We start from the raw sequence: 16,700 nt of genomic DNA on the forward strand, positions 1-16,700 counted from the left end.
TGTAAATCATTTGATTTACAGGGTTTTGTTTTATACAGCTATAAAAACTACAGATCAATAGTATATTTTATCAGTTCGATCATTTATAAGGTGACTATGCTTTTGCTGTTTGTAATTTTTAATTAAGTTTAATTTAAGCTAAATTCGTCGTAGATATTATTCATAGATGCTTCGCTTAATACGTTTGCCCATATAAGTAAATTGTTTTATCAGCTATTCAATAATTTATATTCATTAATTTAATTCTTAGCTAAGTATATTCAGTATAAAAATCAACCTATGATAAAAAAGATACCTTCTCTGTTTGTTTGTTTAGCCTTTGTAATACCCTTGCAGGCTCAGGAAATTGCTCCATCTGCCTGGCAAAAGTTTCCGGATAGCACAATCGTTAAAATTCACCCTTCTTATGATGATGTTACCGGTGTACATCGCTGGTTATTTGGAACCAATTTTCGTAAAGAGTGGGCCATGTCTGTTAAATTACCAGTGATCAGGTTATCGCAGGTAAACGGGGGCTTAACAACCTTAAAGCAAGGTGGTGGCATGCAGTCAAAATCATTGCGACTGGAAGATAAAACAGGCAGGGAGTGGGTATTAAGGAGCGTTGAAAAAGTACCTGATAAGTTATTACCAGAGGGTTTACAAGGTACGTTTGCTGTTGATTGGGTGGCTGACGAATTTAGCGCCCAACACCCGTATTCAGCCCTTATCGTCCCTCCGTTGGCTGTAGCTGCAAAAGTACCTCATGCTAACCCGGTTATTGGTGTGGTTGCTGATGATCCGGCCCTGGGTGAGTATAGCAAAATATTCACCAATATGGTATGCTTACTGGAAGAACGCGAACCCATAGGTGAATCTGACAATACCTTTAAGATGCAGCGTGAACTAACTAAAAACTACGATAACCGGCTTGATGGCGAGGCGTTTTTACGGGCTCGAATGCTTGATCTGTTAATAGGTGATTGGGACAGGCACGAAGACCAATGGCGCTGGGCAGTGACCAAAGATGATAAAGCAAGACATTATGTAGCTGTGCCACGTGACCGTGACCAGGTATTCCATGTTAACCAGGGTTTGTTTCCATCTATAGCCGCGCTTCCCTGGATCGATCCTTTGTTAGGGAATTTTAAGGGCGACCTCTCCGGTGTAAAATATTCCTTGTTTAAAACAAGGTTTATGAAGCAATTTCCCGATGCGCAGATAAGTTATGATGATTGGATGCGGATTGCCAATGAGTTTGTTAAGGCTGAAACGGATGAGGTCTTAGAAGCAGGTTTAAAACGATTACCAAAAGAAACGTATGATTTTCGACATAAGGAACTATTATCAATACTAAAAAAACGCAGAGATAATATACCGGCGGCCATGGCCGAGTATTATCGTTTTATAAACAGGATTGTCGATTTGCACACCACTGATAAGGATGAGCAGATCACTGTTAGTGACGCGCCCAACAATGGCCTGCGTGTAACGGTGGAAAGCCTTAACAAAAAAGGAGAGGTTAAAAACACCATATGGGACATGACCTATCAGCCAGATATAACCAAAGAACTAAGGTTATACACTGCGGCAGGTAACGATCATATTTTAATCAATAAGGCTTCGTCACCCATTAAACTACGCATTATTGATAGTGTTGATGATAAAACTTTCGATATAAAACAAGCCAACAGCAGTGTGAAAGTTTACGGGCCAAAAGATAAGACAAGTTTTACAGGTAATGTTAACCAGGTAAGTAAGCATTTATCTGCCGATACGCTAAATGGCCGGTTTGTGCCAACTAACCTTTACAATGTTTGGATGCCGCTAGCAACGGCAGCTATTAATGCCGATGATGGCTTCTTATTAGGACTGGGCTTTAAATATAAAGGTGTGGATGGGTTCCGGAAGTTACCTTATTCCACTATCCAGCAGGTAATGATCACTCATTCGTTTGCTACAGATGCATTCAGGATCAAATATAACGGTGAATGGATTCAGGCTATAGGTAAAGCCGATTTTACAATGCAGGCTTATATTCAGGCACCGGACAATACGATGAACTTTTTTGGGCGTGGTAATGAAACCAAGCTCGACAAATTTCCGGGATACCGCCGGTTTTATCGAGCCCGTTTTGATACTTACCAGTTTGATCCTGCCTTGCGCTGGCATACAGGCAAAGGAAGTACATTTAGTGCAGGCCCGTCAATACAATTTTATCATATGAACCCTGAGGATAATGTTGGCAAGTTTATCAGCCTGCCAACCACTCATACCAATTCTTATGATAGTGCCACTTTAAATAAAGATAAAGTGCACGTCGGTTTGATTTTAAATTATATCAGCAACCGCCGCAACAATAACATACTGCCATCCGGTGGTTTTTATTTTAATGTATTGGTTCAGGGATATACCGGGCTTAACAACTATTCCAAATCATTTATGCAGATCAAGCCGGAGTTTACCTATTACCAGAAATTAAACTCAAAGGGCACCATAGTACTGTCAGACCGTGTTGGCGGAGGCATAACTGTTGGCGATCCTGCGTTTTATCAATCCCTGTTCCTGGGTGGGCAGGGGAATTTGCTTGGTTTTCTTCAAAACAGGTTTGCCGGTCAGCAAATGGTATTTAACAATCTTCAGGGCAGGGTAAAAGTAGCCAAGATAGCCAGTTATATATTACCGGGCGAGCTGGGCTTAACCGGATTTTATGATGCGGGCAGAGTTTGGATAAAAGATGAACATTCAACTACATGGCACCAGGGTGTTGGTGGAGGGTTATACTTTTCGCCTGCCGGCTTAACTATTGTGCAGCTACTGGCCGGGCACTCTAATGAAGGGTGGTATCCATATTTTTCTTTAAACTTTAGAATATAATTTAACCGGGTCATTTTGTTACAAAGTGGGTTTACATGGTTTACACAATTCAGGGTTAATGTTGGTTTAAATAATTGATAATAAGTTAATTAAATAAAATTTGCTATAAATTGTGTAAACCATCATTTTGTGGGTTTACATTAGCAAAAATAAAAAGACCTGTAGTTTATGTTATCATAGGCTACGGGTCTTTTCAGTTTGAATAGGTGTTGTTAATATAAATTTAACATGGATGTTTTGTTATATAAACATGCCTGGGCTTAATTTGCAATCCGATGATGGAAACAGTAAATATGCCCCTATTACATACATTGGATGGATTTGAACGCATATTTAGGGAAAATTATGCTCCTTTGTTCAGTTATGTAAATGCGATGATCAATGATGAAGATCTGGCAAAGGATGTACTTTCCGATCTGTTTCTTAATCTGTGGCAACAAAAAGACAAATTGCAAATTAATGAGCTGAAACCATATTTATTCCGCTCGGCAAAAAATGGTACTTTAAAGGCCTTGTCATCGCGCTATCAAACAGCACAACTGCCCGATGATGCTTTTAACATCCCGGAGAATACCTACAATCCGTTTGAAAAATTTGTAGCCAAACAATCTATAAAAATTGTTGAAGAACTGATCAATAAGCTGCCATCTCACCGAAAAGAAATGATCGAGCTGAGACTTCTTGGTCTTAAAAATGCCGAAATAGCCCAGGTATTGGACATCACCGAGAGAAAGGTAGAATACCACATGCGCGAAGCTATTGAGCAGCTGGGGCACGCTATCCATAATGGTAATTTTGATAAAGCTACTATTGCTGGTGGGTTGATGTTGGTTAATATGATACTTACCGTAAATAGCCACCTACTCTAATAATTTCACTACCTGCCCATATGATCAAGTAACCATATAAATATTAAAACATCAAAAAGCCGGGCCATTGTCCGGCTTTTTACGTTTTGGAGTATTTAACAAAAAGTTAACAAACTCGTAATTATTTCTTTAGGTGGAAACCGCGCCTGTAACGCTCTTTAAATAAAATTAAACAGCGTGAACTGGGAAACAATACTAAATTATGTAAATGATGAATGCAGGCCCGGCGAAGCTCAGACAGTTATTGACTGGGCTGATGAGCAAACCGAACATCGCTACCTGCTTACTTATCTGGAACGCAGAAAACAGCAGCTGGAGCAACCTTTAAAGCAAAGCGATATTGACGAACAATGGCTGCACCTGCTCGACAGAATTTTTGAGCTATCAAAGCCAGGCAATAAAAAAGCCGGCCAAAGACCATATTGGTATTCCGGTATTGCTGCCAGTTTAGTGCTATTCTGCTTTTTAGGCTGGTTTTATGTACAGAAGGCCAAACAGGCAGGTAATAATTTACAAACATTGCAAAGTGCACAAAATGTAGGCGGCCGGCTTACTTTGCCCGATGGTACGCAGGTATTTATGGCTCCTGATTCAAAGATCAGCTATGCAAACACATTTGATACTGATAAACGTGAGATCCAATTAACCGGCGAAGCTTTTTTTGATGTTAAGCACGATCCCCGAAAACCTTTCATCATTCGTACCCTGAACCATTTGGCGGTGACCGTATTGGGTACCTCTTTTAATGTTTATTCGCGTCCCAAATCAAATATCGAGGTTAAGGTAGCTACAGGCCTGGTAGGTATAACTGCCAATAATAAAACCAATTATTTAAAGGCCGGCCAGCAGCTTACTTATCAAATAAGTAACCAGCAAGTGATCGTTACGAAAGTAAATACACATGAGGCTTCGTCCCTCCAAAATCAAACCCTGTTTTTTAATAATAACAATGCCGATGAGATAGCCGAGAAATTACAACGCAGGTACAATATAAAAATTGAAGTGCATCCATCAGCCCGTAAACGTGCACGTTTTAGCGGCGAAATGAAAGATACCGGCATTAACAATCTTTTACCGGGCTTAAGCTATGCCACCGGCCTCAATTATCGATATAAAAACCCTCACACTATCATCATATTCTGATTAAGCATGAAACAACTAAAACTCTCATTTTTTGTCCGGAAAAAGCTATACCCGGTTTTACTCCTTTTACTTTTTGCGGTGATGGCACATGCGCAGGTAAACACTTCGGGGCAATACAGCTTTGAAAAAAAACGCATCAGCGTACAAGCCATTGTAAATACGCTCAAAGCTAAATATGGCTATAAAGTTTCTTTTGATGCCAATGTAAGTATGAGCAGCATGGTCACATTGCCTGATGAAAATTTATCTTTTGACAGGCTCGCGCAAGTATTGCAGCAGCAAGCAGGTATCGGCATCAAAAATATCGACGGTAACCTGGTGATCAAAAAGCTGGATGTGGTTATTGTAAGTGGTACCGTAATATCAGTCGAAGATAAATTGCCGCTTGCAGGTGTCAGTGTAAGCGATGAAAACAAGAAACTGCTCACCTTTACCAATAATGATGGTCAGTTTTCTGTACTGGTAACAAGCGGCGGCTCATTAAATTTCTCCACTGTAGGTTTCGCCACCCAAAGCCAGGTTTTTAATAAAGCCACAGCCGGCATTACTATTACTATGGATAAATCAAATGCTACATTGAACGAAGTGGTTGTTACTGCGTTGGGTATTAAACGTGACGAAAAGGCACTTGGTTATGCAGCAACGGTTGTACAAGGAAAACAACTTACCGATGCGATTTCCAGTAACTGGAGCGATGCACTTTCGGGTAAAGTAGCGGGTTTAAACCTTGTCAGGTCAAATTCTGGCCCTACCGGATCAAATAAGATCATATTACGTGGTGAAAATAACCTTACCGGTGATAACGAAGCGCTCATTGTAGTTGACGGTGTGGTGATCAATAACGGCAGTGGACGGCGTACAGGTATATCCGGAGAAACGGTTTATGGTACTGGAAGCGACAATATGCCTGCCGATTATGGCAGCAGTATCAATGATATTAACCCCGAGGATATCGAAAGTGTATCGGTTCTAAAAGGACCTGGAGCCTCCGCTTTATACGGTCAGCGCGGCGCGAATGGGGCTGTTATTATTACCACAAAATCGGGCAGTGCCAAAAAGAAAGGGTTGGGGATTACCGTTAACTCCAATGCTTCTATCGAAAAAGTAAACCGCTGGCCAGATCTTCAGTATGAATACGGACAGGGCTTGGCCGGCGCATCTTATTATTCCTATGGCGCAGGTCCGGATGGTGCAAGCACCAGTGGCACAAGTTCGGCTTACGGCCCACGATTTGACGGACAAATGTTTTACCAGTTTGATCCTATAACCCAAAAACAATCCACCGTCAGAACGCCCTGGGTACCTTATAAAAACCAGATGCGCGAGTTTTTTGATACCGGCCAAACCTTTACCAATTCAGTAAGTATCGACGGTGGAAGCGATAAAACCACTGCCCGGTTTTCGGTAACGAATGTTGATAACAAATGGATAGTGCCCAATACCGGTTATGGCCGTAATACGGTAGCCTTATCTGTAAACTCCAAGATCAACGATAAACTGACCATAAGCTCCAAAGTAAACTATCAGAACAAATTCAGTGATAATTTACCCGGCGCGGGTTATGGCAATCAATCGCTCATGTACTGGTTTATTTTCTGGCAGCCCAGCGCCGATCTGAACTGGCTTAAAAACTATTGGAAAAACGGACAAACAAACCGGGCGATCGAATATCCGTTCAGCTCATTTCCTGAAAACCCTTACGCGGTTTCGTACGAGTTTATAAACAGATCCAGCCGTAACGCGGTAACCGGGAACGTTCAGGCCACTTATAACATTACCAGTGAACTTAGCCTGCAGTTAAGAACCTCGCTGGATATGAGTTATGAGCAGCGTGCCCAGGAACGCCCATATGATGCCGGAACAAAGTTTCCAAAAGGCTCTTATCGTACCCAGAACATTTTTTCGCAGGAGGTAAGCGGCGATTTCCTGTTACGGTATAATAAAAAGATAAACAAAGATGTTACGCTAACCGGTACTGCAGGGGGCAGTATGCTTAGAAATACTTATAGGGTAGATGAAGTAAGGGCCGATTCACTGATCAATCCGGGAGTGTACACTATGGCCAATACCGCCGGTACATTGATAACCATACCCAACAGCAGCAAATACGCGCTAAATAGTTTTTATGGTCTGTTATCAACCAGTTTTAAAAACTATTTGTACCTGGATATTACCGGTCGCGAGGATTGGAACAGCGTTTTGGCAACACCCAGAAGAAGTGATAAAGCAGGGTTCTTCTATTCTTCGGCAAGTGCCAGTTTTATTTTGTCGGATGCCGTTAAGCTGCCCGAAACCATCAGTTTTGCCAAGTTCAGGGCATCGGTTTCAAGCGTTGGCAGCGGGGGACTTATAGCATACACCACAGCATATTCTTATCCCTCGGCAGGCAGTACATATCCGGGCGGAGTAAAAAATCCTACAACACTGCCCGATGAAAACCTGGAACCATTAAGAACCAATACCATTGAAATTGGATCGAACATGCAGTTTTTTAAAAACCGCCTGGGCTTTGACCTGGCGCTATATTCGGGTGTTACCAAAAATCAGATCCTTAACCGGGTTGTTGATGCCTCATCTGGTTACAGCAGACAGGTGCTTAACATCGGAAAGGTTGCTAACAGGGGTATAGAGCTGGCGATAAATGGCAGTCCGGTATCAAACCCTAAAGGATTTACATGGACAACTAATTTTACATTCTCGGCCAATCGTAATAAAATAAAAGAGCTGGCAGACAGCGCGGTTGTACTTCAGTCGGGTCCAACCGGTGGCGGTCAGCTGGTAGCCAAAGTAGGCGGCAGTATGGGCGATCTGTATGGCAGAGGCTATCAGCGCGCACCCGACGGGCAGGTTGTTTTTGATTCTAAAACAGGTTTTGCACTCATCTCTCCCGATATTTTATACCTGGGTAATACATCGCCCAAGTGGAAAATGGGTTTCAATAATGATTTCAGATATAAGCAGTTCCATTTCAGCATATTGTTTGATGCCCAATATGGCGCGGTAGCATACTCGCTTACTTCGTATAAAATGGCCGAGCAGGGAAAAACTACCAATACGCTACCCGGCAGGTACAATGGTATTATTGGTAATGGCGTGGTGCAAAACCCAGATGGAACCTATCGTAAAAATGATGTGGTAGCCACAGATATTGACCAGTATTACCAGTCAAATTATGGGGCTAACAACGCTGAAGGCGCCACCTACAGTACCAATTTTATCAAACTGAGGGAAGCCCGGTTTGATTACACCCTCCCGCCAAGGTTAACCTCCAGATTAGGCATACAACGGGCTACTATCGGTGTTTATGGCCGCGACTTGTTCATCTGGACAAAATGGCCCGGTTTTGATCCTGAATTTGGTACGCTTAGCGGCTCTGATATTACACAGGGCTTTGAGATAGGACAGTTTCCATCAACCAGAACCATGGGCGTTAATCTCATTATCTCACTTTAATTTGCTGAACAATGAAAAGAAATATTTATAAAATTATTGGTGTTGTAATACTGTTTGCTATTATACAAGCATCGTGCAAAAAGGATTTTGAAAAAATTAATACCGATCCTAATACCTCGCCAACAGCATCACCAAAACAACTACTGGCACCGGCGCTGGTTAGTATTTTAACTACCAATATGCTGCAAAGCCGTAAATATAATAACGAGCTGATGCAGGTTACCGTAAACCAGAGTGATTCGGAAGGGCAGGTTTTTAGGTATGATATTAAAAATGTATGGGGCGATTATACCTGGAACAACTGGTATCTGCAGTTAACCAACTTTAAGGCTATCCAAACCATAGCCAGCGATTCACTTACACTGGATAAAGGATATCAGGGCATATCGCTCATCTGCCAGGCCTGGATCTATTCTATGCTTACCGATACCTATGGTGATGTGCCGTATTCACAGTCAATCCAGGGAAGAGAAGGGAATTTAACACCGGCCTTTGACAAGCAGAAGGATATATACCAGGGCATATTTAAACAACTGGAAGAAGCAAATACATTGCTGAATGGTGCTGTTAACGTACCAGCATCAAGTGACCCGGTTTTCAACGGAAACACCACGCTGTGGCGTAAATTCGGCAATTCGCTATACTTAAGATTATTGCTGCGCATTTCGGGTAAAGCAGAGGTTGCTGCTGATTGCATCGCGAAAATTAAAGATATTGTAGATAACAATCCCAGTACCTACCCAATTATGGCAAGTAATGCCGAATCTGCCGTTTTAAAATGGACAGGGTCTGGTTATTTAACTTCGCCGTTTATTGCCGGTGTACGGGCGCAGGATTTTACAGCTCCTTCATTGTGCTCATTTTTTATTGACAATTTAACCAAATGGGCTGATCCCCGTTTGTACGGTAACAGTTGGGCAATAGCTACATATGGCGGTGGATATGTTGGCGTACCAAGCGGTTATGCCCCGGGTAACGCACCTGTAAAAAAATCTTATTTTATCTCAACCAGTACAACTGCAACAGTAAAAACATTAATGACCGAGCCATTGATGGGTAATATGATGAATTATCCCGAATTGCAGTTTATCCTGGCTGAGGCCGCCGCAAAAGGCTGGATATCTACACCCGCAAAAACCTATTATGATAAGGGAGTTATCAACGCGATTACTTTCTGGCTTCCTGCTTTTACTACCTCCGTGGCAGATTATGAAAAAGCGGCTGATATTGAATGGGATGATACCCTGCCACTTGATGACAAAATGGAGATGATACATGTGCAAAAGTATTATACCCTGTTCTGGACCGATTTTGAGCAATGGTTTGAATACCGCCGCACTGGTCACCCGGTGTTGCCAAAGGGGGCGGGTTTGCTAAATGGTGGTATAATGCCTGCCCGTATCGTTTATCCGGTTTATGTACAATCGGCCAATCCAACAAATTACAAAGCAGCGGTAGCCTCACAAGGGCCTGACTTGCTGAATACCCAGGTTTGGTGGCAAAAGCCTTAATTGTTTTAACTGAATGATTTATCACGATATCCATTGAAAATGAAAAAGATATTATTTTACAATTTATTGTTGCTTTTTTCAGCCATAATCATGCAGGGCTGTACCAAAGCGAATAATTACCCGGGCGGCGTGCTGGCGTCTGTTATTGCTGTAGCAGACATCAGAACCATATATAAAGGGGCCGACGTTACCCTCGATACCAAAAACATGTTTGGCGCTCACCAGATGGCCGGCATTGTGATTTCAGATCCAGTTGGTGGTAATATGCCAGCCGGTTTATTAGTTGTTCAAAATAGCCGTCGCGCAAAACTAAGAGGCATATCTATACCATTGGGCGCTGCAGCCGCCAGTTATGTTCCCGGCGATTCGGTGGTGATCGACGTGACTGGCGGGGTTTTAAAGCGCGTTAACGGTACTTTGCAGATAACCGGTATCCAGGCAAACTCGGTCACTAAAATTTCTTCAAACAATGCTTTAACCAGTCAAAAAGTGGCAACCAATACGTTAAGGGCCAATCAGGATAATTATGAAAGTACCCTGGTAACTGTTTCTAAAGCTGGTTTTGATCCCTTGCCAACATCCACGGATACTTATGCCGGCGACAAAGTGATAAGCGACGGATATGGCAGAGTTACCTTACATACAGAAGCCGCAGCCACATCTGCAGGTAAAAATTTACCATTGAGCGCTAACTTTACAGCTATAGCATTTGGTGCTGATAGTAGTAACACGGTGATACCCCAACTACGTATGCGCAATGTTGATGACGCGTTTATCCTGGTAACCGATATTGCGCCTATGGTGATCAGTGGTTTCCTAACCGATCCGGCTGGTACTGATGCCAATTATGAGTACATACAACTGCTGGCTACACGTGACATTGATTTCTCTGTCGAAAATTTCACGGTGATTACCACCAATAATGCGGGTGCGTCAACACCTTCTGGTTACCCGGTCAACGGTTGGGCAACAGGCGATCTGCGGACTTACAAAATTGAACTTAAATCGGGTACGGTTACAAAAGGTACCTATTTTTATGTCGGCGGAACGGGGCAAAAAATAGATGGTTCAGCATCAACCAGTATGAGTTCATCAAACTGGATAGGGGCGTTCAACTATTCAACCGCCAACAGCCCTAACTTTAATAGCGATGCATCATCGGCTTTTGGTACCAAAACAGCCAATCTATTGGCTAATAGTGGCAATGCAGCAGGTATAGCCGTATTTGCCGGTACCAATATTACAGCAGCCAGCAAACCTGTTGATGTTATATTTTACGGAACTGGCGGTAACCTGTATGACGCTAATACTAACGTAGGCTATCGCATTACCAACAATGATTTCTACGACGTAAAGAACCCTGTAACCCAAGCCGATCAGCCATTTAACAGGCAGGGAACTAATACCGGGGCTTGCACGCTTCCTCCATCAGGTAGTTTTGATGAGTTGGGCGGCGAATATAACCCGGTGATAGGTCGCTGGACGGTTGGCAGAAGCACAACCAGTTTACCATTATCCAATAGTTCGGTGATTACAGATATTGAGGGCGATAAAGCTACCAAGCTCAAGTAGTAAATCTCTTCATTTGTGTTAGCCCCGGTAAATCCTGTTTGCCGGGGCTTTTTTTATTACCACCATTTCAGTGGGAACTCGATCTTATCAACCGAACCAACTATCAAATCTGGTTTAAAGGCGTAATGGCTCAACTGATCTTTAGAAGATATCCCGGAGAGTACCAGAATGGTTTTGTAGCCCATTTGTACGCCACCCTGTATATCGGTTTCCATCGTATCGCCAACTACGGTAGTTTCGGCTGTTTCCAGGCCCAGGAATTTGCGGGCCGACCGCATCATCACCGGACTTGGTTTGCCGGTTACAAATGCCTTACGGCCGGTAGCTTCTTCGATCATGGCGGTGGTGGCGGCTATGCCCAGGTTGTTCCACCCCGGTTTTTTGGGAGAGGGGTCACGGTTGGTGGTGATGAATTTGGCACCGGCCAATATCATATCTACCGCGCGTTGAACCATTTCCAGGGTAAAGTTGCGGCCTTCGCCCAGAACCACAAACTCCGGATCGGTATCAACCAGGGTTATGCCGTTTTCGTGCAGGCTGGTGAGCAAACCGCCCTCGCCCAATACATAGGCGGTACCATTAGGGCTTTGGTCGCCCAGGAATTTTCCGGTAGCCATGGCGCTGGTATAGATGTGTTTAGCCTCTACGGTTATGCCCAGCCTCTTCAGTTTACGTACCACTTCCAGGCTGGTTCTCTGGCTGTTGTTGGTCATAAAGGCAAAGGGGATCCCTTTGGTAAGCAGGTGGTTAATAAATTTATCGGCGCCATATATCAGCTCTTCGCCGCTATATATAACACCGTCCATATCAATGAGCAGTCCTTGTTTCATTTTTTTGAGATTATAGGTTGTTGGTTTTATCCAACAAGGTCAAATGTAATATTAACATGTTTAATGATCGAATAAAAATTGCAGAACATATTTGAGGATGAGGTGTTGGTCTAAAAACTTTTTAAACCTTAAATTTTAACAATTTTTTAGTTAAAAGAGCTTGAAAAAGCTTGGTTTTTAGCCATTTTAACAAAGTTTTAACGCCATTTTAACACTTTTTAACAAATTTTTGATGTGTTTTGAAAGGTTTAAAAAGTATTAAGTTGTTGATAATCAGTTGAATTAATGAAAAATGGCCTGTTTTTGTGCCCTTTTGCTCCTTAACAAAACAGCCCGGTTTTCCTTTTGATCAGAAAAACCGGGCTGGTGCATATACAAATATACCGAAAATTATCGACAGGACAGGTGACAATCTACCGGTACATAAAAACCGTGAAATCCTCATTACTGTAATCATTTTTTACAACTACCTGCGGGCATATCTGCCGGCAATACTCCATAATCACATCAGGATTATAGGCTGCTAACAGGCCGTTGGGAATGATGTGGCTTAGCAGGTTAAAGGCAAGGCCTTTTCTGCAATGTTCATACAGGCGGGTAATGGCCTTAAAAATAAAGTCGGGATCGGCATTGTAATAATTGAGCGAACCGCTGGCCATTACATAGTCAGCAACAGGCATAGCATTGATCATAAAATCACCGCGGATAAATACAGTTGCCTCCCAATCCTGGTAACGGCGTGTTGCCTCGTCAATCAGCTCGGGGATCTGTTCCATCCCATAATAAATAATGTCGGGATATAAGCGGTGCAGATAGGAGCGGAGGTCGCCATGCCCGCAACCGGCGTCCAGCAGGGAATGACCGTTCAGATCGGCCATATCAGCCAGGGCATCAAAACGGATTACCTGGCTTTCGGTATCGCGCCAGCCCAAAGCTTCGGGTCCCCGGTTGCCGTGCAGTGCTATCATATAGCGGTGATAACCAAATACAGCAGCAGAATCGGGCGAAATACTCATGGGTTTACTTAATTATATCGAAAACTCTTTTTACTTTTACTTAAATATTACCTACCTATGAAGATCACACGCCTTTACCTCGCGCTATTATTACCGCTTTGTCTGCTTTTGGGCTGTAGCCCAACCATTTCAACCTTCGATCAAACCGCGTACGCGCAGGTTACCTCTTTAAAAGTGGATGCCCTTGATTTGATGGATAAAGCTACCGAAAATTACACAACTCATGAAAGCGAGGTAAAAACGCTTCAGCTAAATATAGATAAGGCCATTGAGTACGACAAGCACCGACCGCATAATGAGATCACCACACAAATGTGGACGCTCTTAAACAATCCGGAAGGCCATTTATTTGGCGGGTTCCTGGTAAAATGGAAAAAAGATGGCAAATGTAACGCGGCTTACATCGTAGATAAAAAGAAACAGATCAGTAACTCCTTTGATCAGATAGCCGAACTGGAAAGTAAAAAAATAAAACCCGCACAGGTAACCCAATAATTGAATCATGGCAATAAATTTTAAAAACGTATTGGCTACGCTCAAACAGGGTATAGCAGACCTGGCCGGAAACACTTTAAAGGAATTCGTTACCCAGGCAACGGCCGACGGGCAGGCTATCCTGAATGAATTAAAAGACGACCTGAAAACCTGGACAAAACAGTTAGCCAAAGGCGATATCAGCAAAGATGACTTTAGTGACCTGGTACTGGGGCAAGCCGATGAAATAAAAATGATAGCCCTGAAACAAGCCGGTCTGGCCGAAGTAGCTGTTGATCAGTTTAAAAGCGATGTTTTTAATTTGATTATTAATACGGTGGTGGGGTTGATCCCGTAAAAGAGCCTCAGAATCTACCCCATCAAAAATCGTGTCATTGCGAGCACAGCGTGGCAATCGCATACTATACAGAGCGAATAATGCAATTGTAGAGCGCAAGTAGAACTGGACTTTCTCTCCACGTGTCATTGCGAGCACAGCGTGGCAATCGCATACTATACAGAGCGAATAATGCAATTGTAGAGCGCAAGTAGAACTGGACTTTCTCTCCACGCGTCATTGCGAGCGCAGCGTGGCAATCCCCTTTATACAGGGCGGCTTTGTCTGGCGTATACCCGCTCTTGGCCGCGGGAGGGCCAGTCACTTTTGTCGCCACAAAAGTAACCAAAAAGGCTGTCATCAGAAATGCTTCTTTGCCGCACAAGGCCTTTGCCCTGCAAAGCAGTCAGAATCACGGGCTGCAAATCCTTGCCTCCACTTTGTTCGCAGATGCCCTCGCTTCAGGCAAGGTTTGCTAATGCCCCTGCCACCGCACAGGCCAACATATTCTGCCCGCTTTCATCCGAAGCTGTTCTGCTGACGGAGGAAAGAAAATATTAAACTATGCCATTGAGGTTTAGCATTTCTCCCACGCGTCATTGCGAGGAGGAACGACGTGGCAATCCCCTACTTACAGAGCGGACCTGCTCATCGGGGATTGCCACGCTGCGCTCGCAATGACGTTGTTTTTTGTACCCCCTCTTTCCGCCGCAGGCGAAGAGAGGGGCGGCAAGCGAAGTGATGCCGGGGTGAGTCTTCTGCGCTGTTCTATACGCTATCCAGTACCTTCTCATTTGCAAATACTCAATTTTCGTAGATTTAAACGCCTCTAACTTTAGTTTTCTACCATTTTTAGCTAATAACACTACGAATTTCATAAAAATGTATAATTTATATATAAATTCTATAGAATTAGTAGTAATTATAAAAACAATTATATACATTTGCCGGAGAGATAAAAAAATACAACGTAAAACAGTTTTAAAAGCTCCAGAAAATGCAACCCGACCCAACCACCAGCCCCGGCTTTGCTGCTTATCAAATGCAAACTGATTTTTCCCGTCGTTTTTGTTGTTGCTGTTGATCCGGGCATCAAGGGATCCTCTTTCTCTGTGATCGTTACCTGCCGGTACTGATCTGATTTCTAAAAATTATTCTTATTCAATTTTATATACGGCATGACCATCTGTGCACAGTTGGTTTTGCCCTTTTTACCTGCTTTTTAATTACCATATATAAAAAAATACTACTATTATGACCCTCAACGACGTTTCCTTGCTGGGAAAAAAGATACTGGTAGGGGTGATCATCACCCTGATTCCCTTTGTTATCATTTTTGGCGGTTTATGGCTTACACAAAAGCTGCTTTCTGATAACCATAAGTCTGCCCCGGCTCCCGCAACACAAACTAAATCAACCGCATCATGAAACTGGAAGAAGCTAAAAAAACGCGAATCATTAAAAACGCATTCCTGAGCCTGCTGCTTTATGCGCTGCCTTTGGTGCTCATGTTTGCCACATTTTACTTTACCGGGCAGCGCCCATGGGAAAAGAAAAAACAGGTGCAAAAAAATGCACAGCCCGCCTCAAAAACTAAATCTGAAAATCCTTAAACATAAATACCATGATTGAACTGATAAAAAAAGTAATTGACAACCTGAATGGATATGGTTTTTCCGTTCTGGTACTGGTACTCGGGGTGCTGGAGTTTTCGTTTGGCCTGTATAAAAAACGCTGGAACAAAAACGAACGCTGGGTAGATATTGCCTGCTTTACCATCCCCAAATTGGTTGTTAAACCGGTTGTAGCCTATTATGGACTGAAAGTTTTACCATCCATATTGCCAGGTTTTAAAGATGTTTTTGATTGGGTACCGTTTTTCTGGGGCTTTATCATCATTGCTGTGGCAGATGACCTGACACAATACTGGTATCACCGCCTGCACCATGAAGTACCATGGTTATGGCGTTTTCATCGTACGCACCACTCGGCATCGTACATGGGTATGGCAATGGCCAGCAGGCAAAACGTGATCTATACCTTGTTTTTTTCGCAAACCTATTTAACTACCGCGCTGGTTTACCTGGGCCTGGGCATCCCTGCTATTATAGTAAAAGGTATTAAAGGTACTATTACCACGCTGGCACACTCCAGTATTCCATGGGATAAACCTTTTTATCAGTATAAAATATTACATCCGCTGGCCTGGGTGTTAGAGCGTACTATATCTACACCAGCAACGCACCATGCGCACCATGCTGCTACTACAGATGATGGCGTAGGCTATTATAAAGGCAATTTTGGCAACATGTTTTTCTTGTGGGATGTGATCTTCGGCACGGCGCATATCTCGCGTCAATATCCAAAAGCCTATGGCATATCACACTATGAAGGCGACCAATGGTACGCGCAGCTGTTATGGCCCATTTTTAAATCAAAAGTACCGGGAAGCGAGTTGGCTGCTGACGGCCAAATGGTGAGAGCGGATGTGCCTTTACAGGAGCATCAGCTTTATCGCCCGGAAAAACAGGAAAATGTGGAGCAGGAAATTTCTGAAGAAACATATAACTTACAGCCGGTAAAAGCTTAGAGAGAATCAAGATATAAGAATCAGGAATCAGGACAAAAATGATTGTTGT

13 protein-coding genes are annotated in these 16,700 nt (G+C 43.1%); 11 read left to right on the forward strand and 2 right to left on the reverse strand.

Annotated features, from left to right (window positions below; genetic code table 11):
* Positions 1–279 precede the first annotated feature (279 nt).
* The 6 genes from AC57BQ_RS05085 (at position 280) to AC57BQ_RS05110 (ending at position 11,404) form a co-directional block, all read left to right on the forward strand.
* On the forward strand, positions 280–2,856 hold the full coding sequence (locus AC57BQ_RS05085; RefSeq protein WP_496405234.1) for a BamA/TamA family outer membrane protein: 2,577 nt from the start codon (positions 280–282) through the stop codon (positions 2,854–2,856).
* Positions 2,857–3,131: 275 nt separating this feature from the next.
* Entirely contained in the window at positions 3,132–3,725 is a 594-nt protein-coding gene (locus AC57BQ_RS05090; RefSeq protein ID WP_496405235.1) for an RNA polymerase sigma factor, read from the forward strand.
* Between the two features lie 177 nt (positions 3,726–3,902).
* Positions 3,903–4,868, forward strand: a complete 966-nt coding sequence (locus AC57BQ_RS05095; RefSeq protein WP_496405236.1) for a FecR family protein — start codon at positions 3,903–3,905, stop codon at positions 4,866–4,868.
* A 6-nt stretch (positions 4,869–4,874) separates the two neighbouring features.
* The gene (locus AC57BQ_RS05100) at positions 4,875–8,321 is read left to right on the forward strand and encodes a SusC/RagA family TonB-linked outer membrane protein (protein ID WP_496405237.1); all 3,447 of its coding nucleotides are present in this window, start codon (positions 4,875–4,877) and stop codon (positions 8,319–8,321) included.
* Positions 8,322–8,332: 11 nt separating this feature from the next.
* Positions 8,333–9,832: a SusD/RagB family nutrient-binding outer membrane lipoprotein gene (locus AC57BQ_RS05105; RefSeq protein ID WP_496405238.1), complete on the forward strand. Its 1,500-nt coding sequence runs from the start codon at positions 8,333–8,335 to the stop codon at positions 9,830–9,832.
* 39 nt (positions 9,833–9,871) lie between these two features.
* Complete coding sequence (locus AC57BQ_RS05110) at positions 9,872–11,404, forward strand: DUF5689 domain-containing protein (RefSeq protein ID WP_496405239.1); 1,533 nt, start codon at positions 9,872–9,874, stop codon at positions 11,402–11,404.
* A 56-nt stretch (positions 11,405–11,460) separates the two neighbouring features.
* Here AC57BQ_RS05110 and AC57BQ_RS05115 read toward each other — a convergent pair whose 3' ends face one another.
* Both AC57BQ_RS05115 and AC57BQ_RS05120 read right to left on the reverse strand, forming a co-directional pair.
* On the reverse strand, positions 11,461–12,234 hold the full coding sequence (locus AC57BQ_RS05115; RefSeq protein ID WP_090469088.1) for an HAD-IIA family hydrolase: 774 nt from the start codon (positions 12,232–12,234) through the stop codon (positions 11,461–11,463).
* Between the two features lie 413 nt (positions 12,235–12,647).
* Entirely contained in the window at positions 12,648–13,250 is a 603-nt protein-coding gene (locus AC57BQ_RS05120; protein ID WP_496405240.1) for a class I SAM-dependent methyltransferase, read from the reverse strand.
* Between the two features lie 57 nt (positions 13,251–13,307).
* Here AC57BQ_RS05120 and AC57BQ_RS05125 point away from each other — a divergent pair, with 57 nt between their 5' ends.
* From AC57BQ_RS05125 to AC57BQ_RS05145, 5 genes are all read left to right on the forward strand, one after another.
* Positions 13,308–13,745, forward strand: coding sequence for a hypothetical protein (locus AC57BQ_RS05125; RefSeq protein ID WP_496405241.1), 438 nt, complete (start codon positions 13,308–13,310; stop codon positions 13,743–13,745).
* Positions 13,746–13,752: 7 nt separating this feature from the next.
* Positions 13,753–14,082 (forward strand): hypothetical protein, encoded by a 330-nt coding sequence (locus AC57BQ_RS05130; protein WP_090469076.1) that lies wholly within the window; start codon positions 13,753–13,755, stop codon positions 14,080–14,082.
* A 1,233-nt stretch (positions 14,083–15,315) separates the two neighbouring features.
* Complete coding sequence (locus AC57BQ_RS05135; protein WP_496405242.1) at positions 15,316–15,489, forward strand: hypothetical protein; 174 nt, start codon at positions 15,316–15,318, stop codon at positions 15,487–15,489.
* Complete coding sequence (locus AC57BQ_RS05140) at positions 15,486–15,674, forward strand: hypothetical protein (RefSeq protein WP_496405243.1); 189 nt, start codon at positions 15,486–15,488, stop codon at positions 15,672–15,674. The genes AC57BQ_RS05135 and AC57BQ_RS05140 overlap by 4 nt, the downstream gene beginning before the upstream one ends.
* 11 nt (positions 15,675–15,685) lie before the next feature.
* Positions 15,686–16,651, forward strand: coding sequence for a sterol desaturase family protein (locus AC57BQ_RS05145; protein WP_496405244.1), 966 nt, complete (start codon positions 15,686–15,688; stop codon positions 16,649–16,651).
* Positions 16,652–16,700 lie beyond the last annotated feature (49 nt).

This window comes from Mucilaginibacter sp. BGA-UO-ETr-C110 (assembly GCF_059567985.1).

What these genes read in the sequence shown, in the direction of transcription:
- AC57BQ_RS05090 (WP_496405235.1), top strand. Translation starts at nt 3,132, where the DNA reads ATGATGGAAACAGTAAATATGCCCCTATTACATACATTGGATGGATTT.
- AC57BQ_RS05120 (WP_496405240.1), bottom strand. Translation starts at nt 13,250, where the DNA reads ATGAGTATTTCGCCCGATTCTGCTGCTGTATTTGGTTATCACCGCTAT.
- AC57BQ_RS05105 (WP_496405238.1), top strand. Translation starts at nt 8,333, where the DNA reads ATGAAAAGAAATATTTATAAAATTATTGGTGTTGTAATACTGTTTGCT.
- AC57BQ_RS05100 (WP_496405237.1), top strand. Translation starts at nt 4,875, where the DNA reads ATGAAACAACTAAAACTCTCATTTTTTGTCCGGAAAAAGCTATACCCG.
- AC57BQ_RS05085 (WP_496405234.1), top strand. Translation starts at nt 280, where the DNA reads ATGATAAAAAAGATACCTTCTCTGTTTGTTTGTTTAGCCTTTGTAATA.
- AC57BQ_RS05140 (WP_496405243.1), top strand. Translation starts at nt 15,486, where the DNA reads ATGAAACTGGAAGAAGCTAAAAAAACGCGAATCATTAAAAACGCATTC.
- AC57BQ_RS05125 (WP_496405241.1), top strand. Translation starts at nt 13,308, where the DNA reads ATGAAGATCACACGCCTTTACCTCGCGCTATTATTACCGCTTTGTCTG.
- AC57BQ_RS05110 (WP_496405239.1), top strand. Translation starts at nt 9,872, where the DNA reads ATGAAAAAGATATTATTTTACAATTTATTGTTGCTTTTTTCAGCCATA.
- AC57BQ_RS05130 (WP_090469076.1), top strand. Translation starts at nt 13,753, where the DNA reads ATGGCAATAAATTTTAAAAACGTATTGGCTACGCTCAAACAGGGTATA.
- AC57BQ_RS05145 (WP_496405244.1), top strand. Translation starts at nt 15,686, where the DNA reads ATGATTGAACTGATAAAAAAAGTAATTGACAACCTGAATGGATATGGT.
- AC57BQ_RS05135 (WP_496405242.1), top strand. Translation starts at nt 15,316, where the DNA reads ATGACCCTCAACGACGTTTCCTTGCTGGGAAAAAAGATACTGGTAGGG.
- AC57BQ_RS05115 (WP_090469088.1), bottom strand. Translation starts at nt 12,234, where the DNA reads ATGAAACAAGGACTGCTCATTGATATGGACGGTGTTATATATAGCGGC.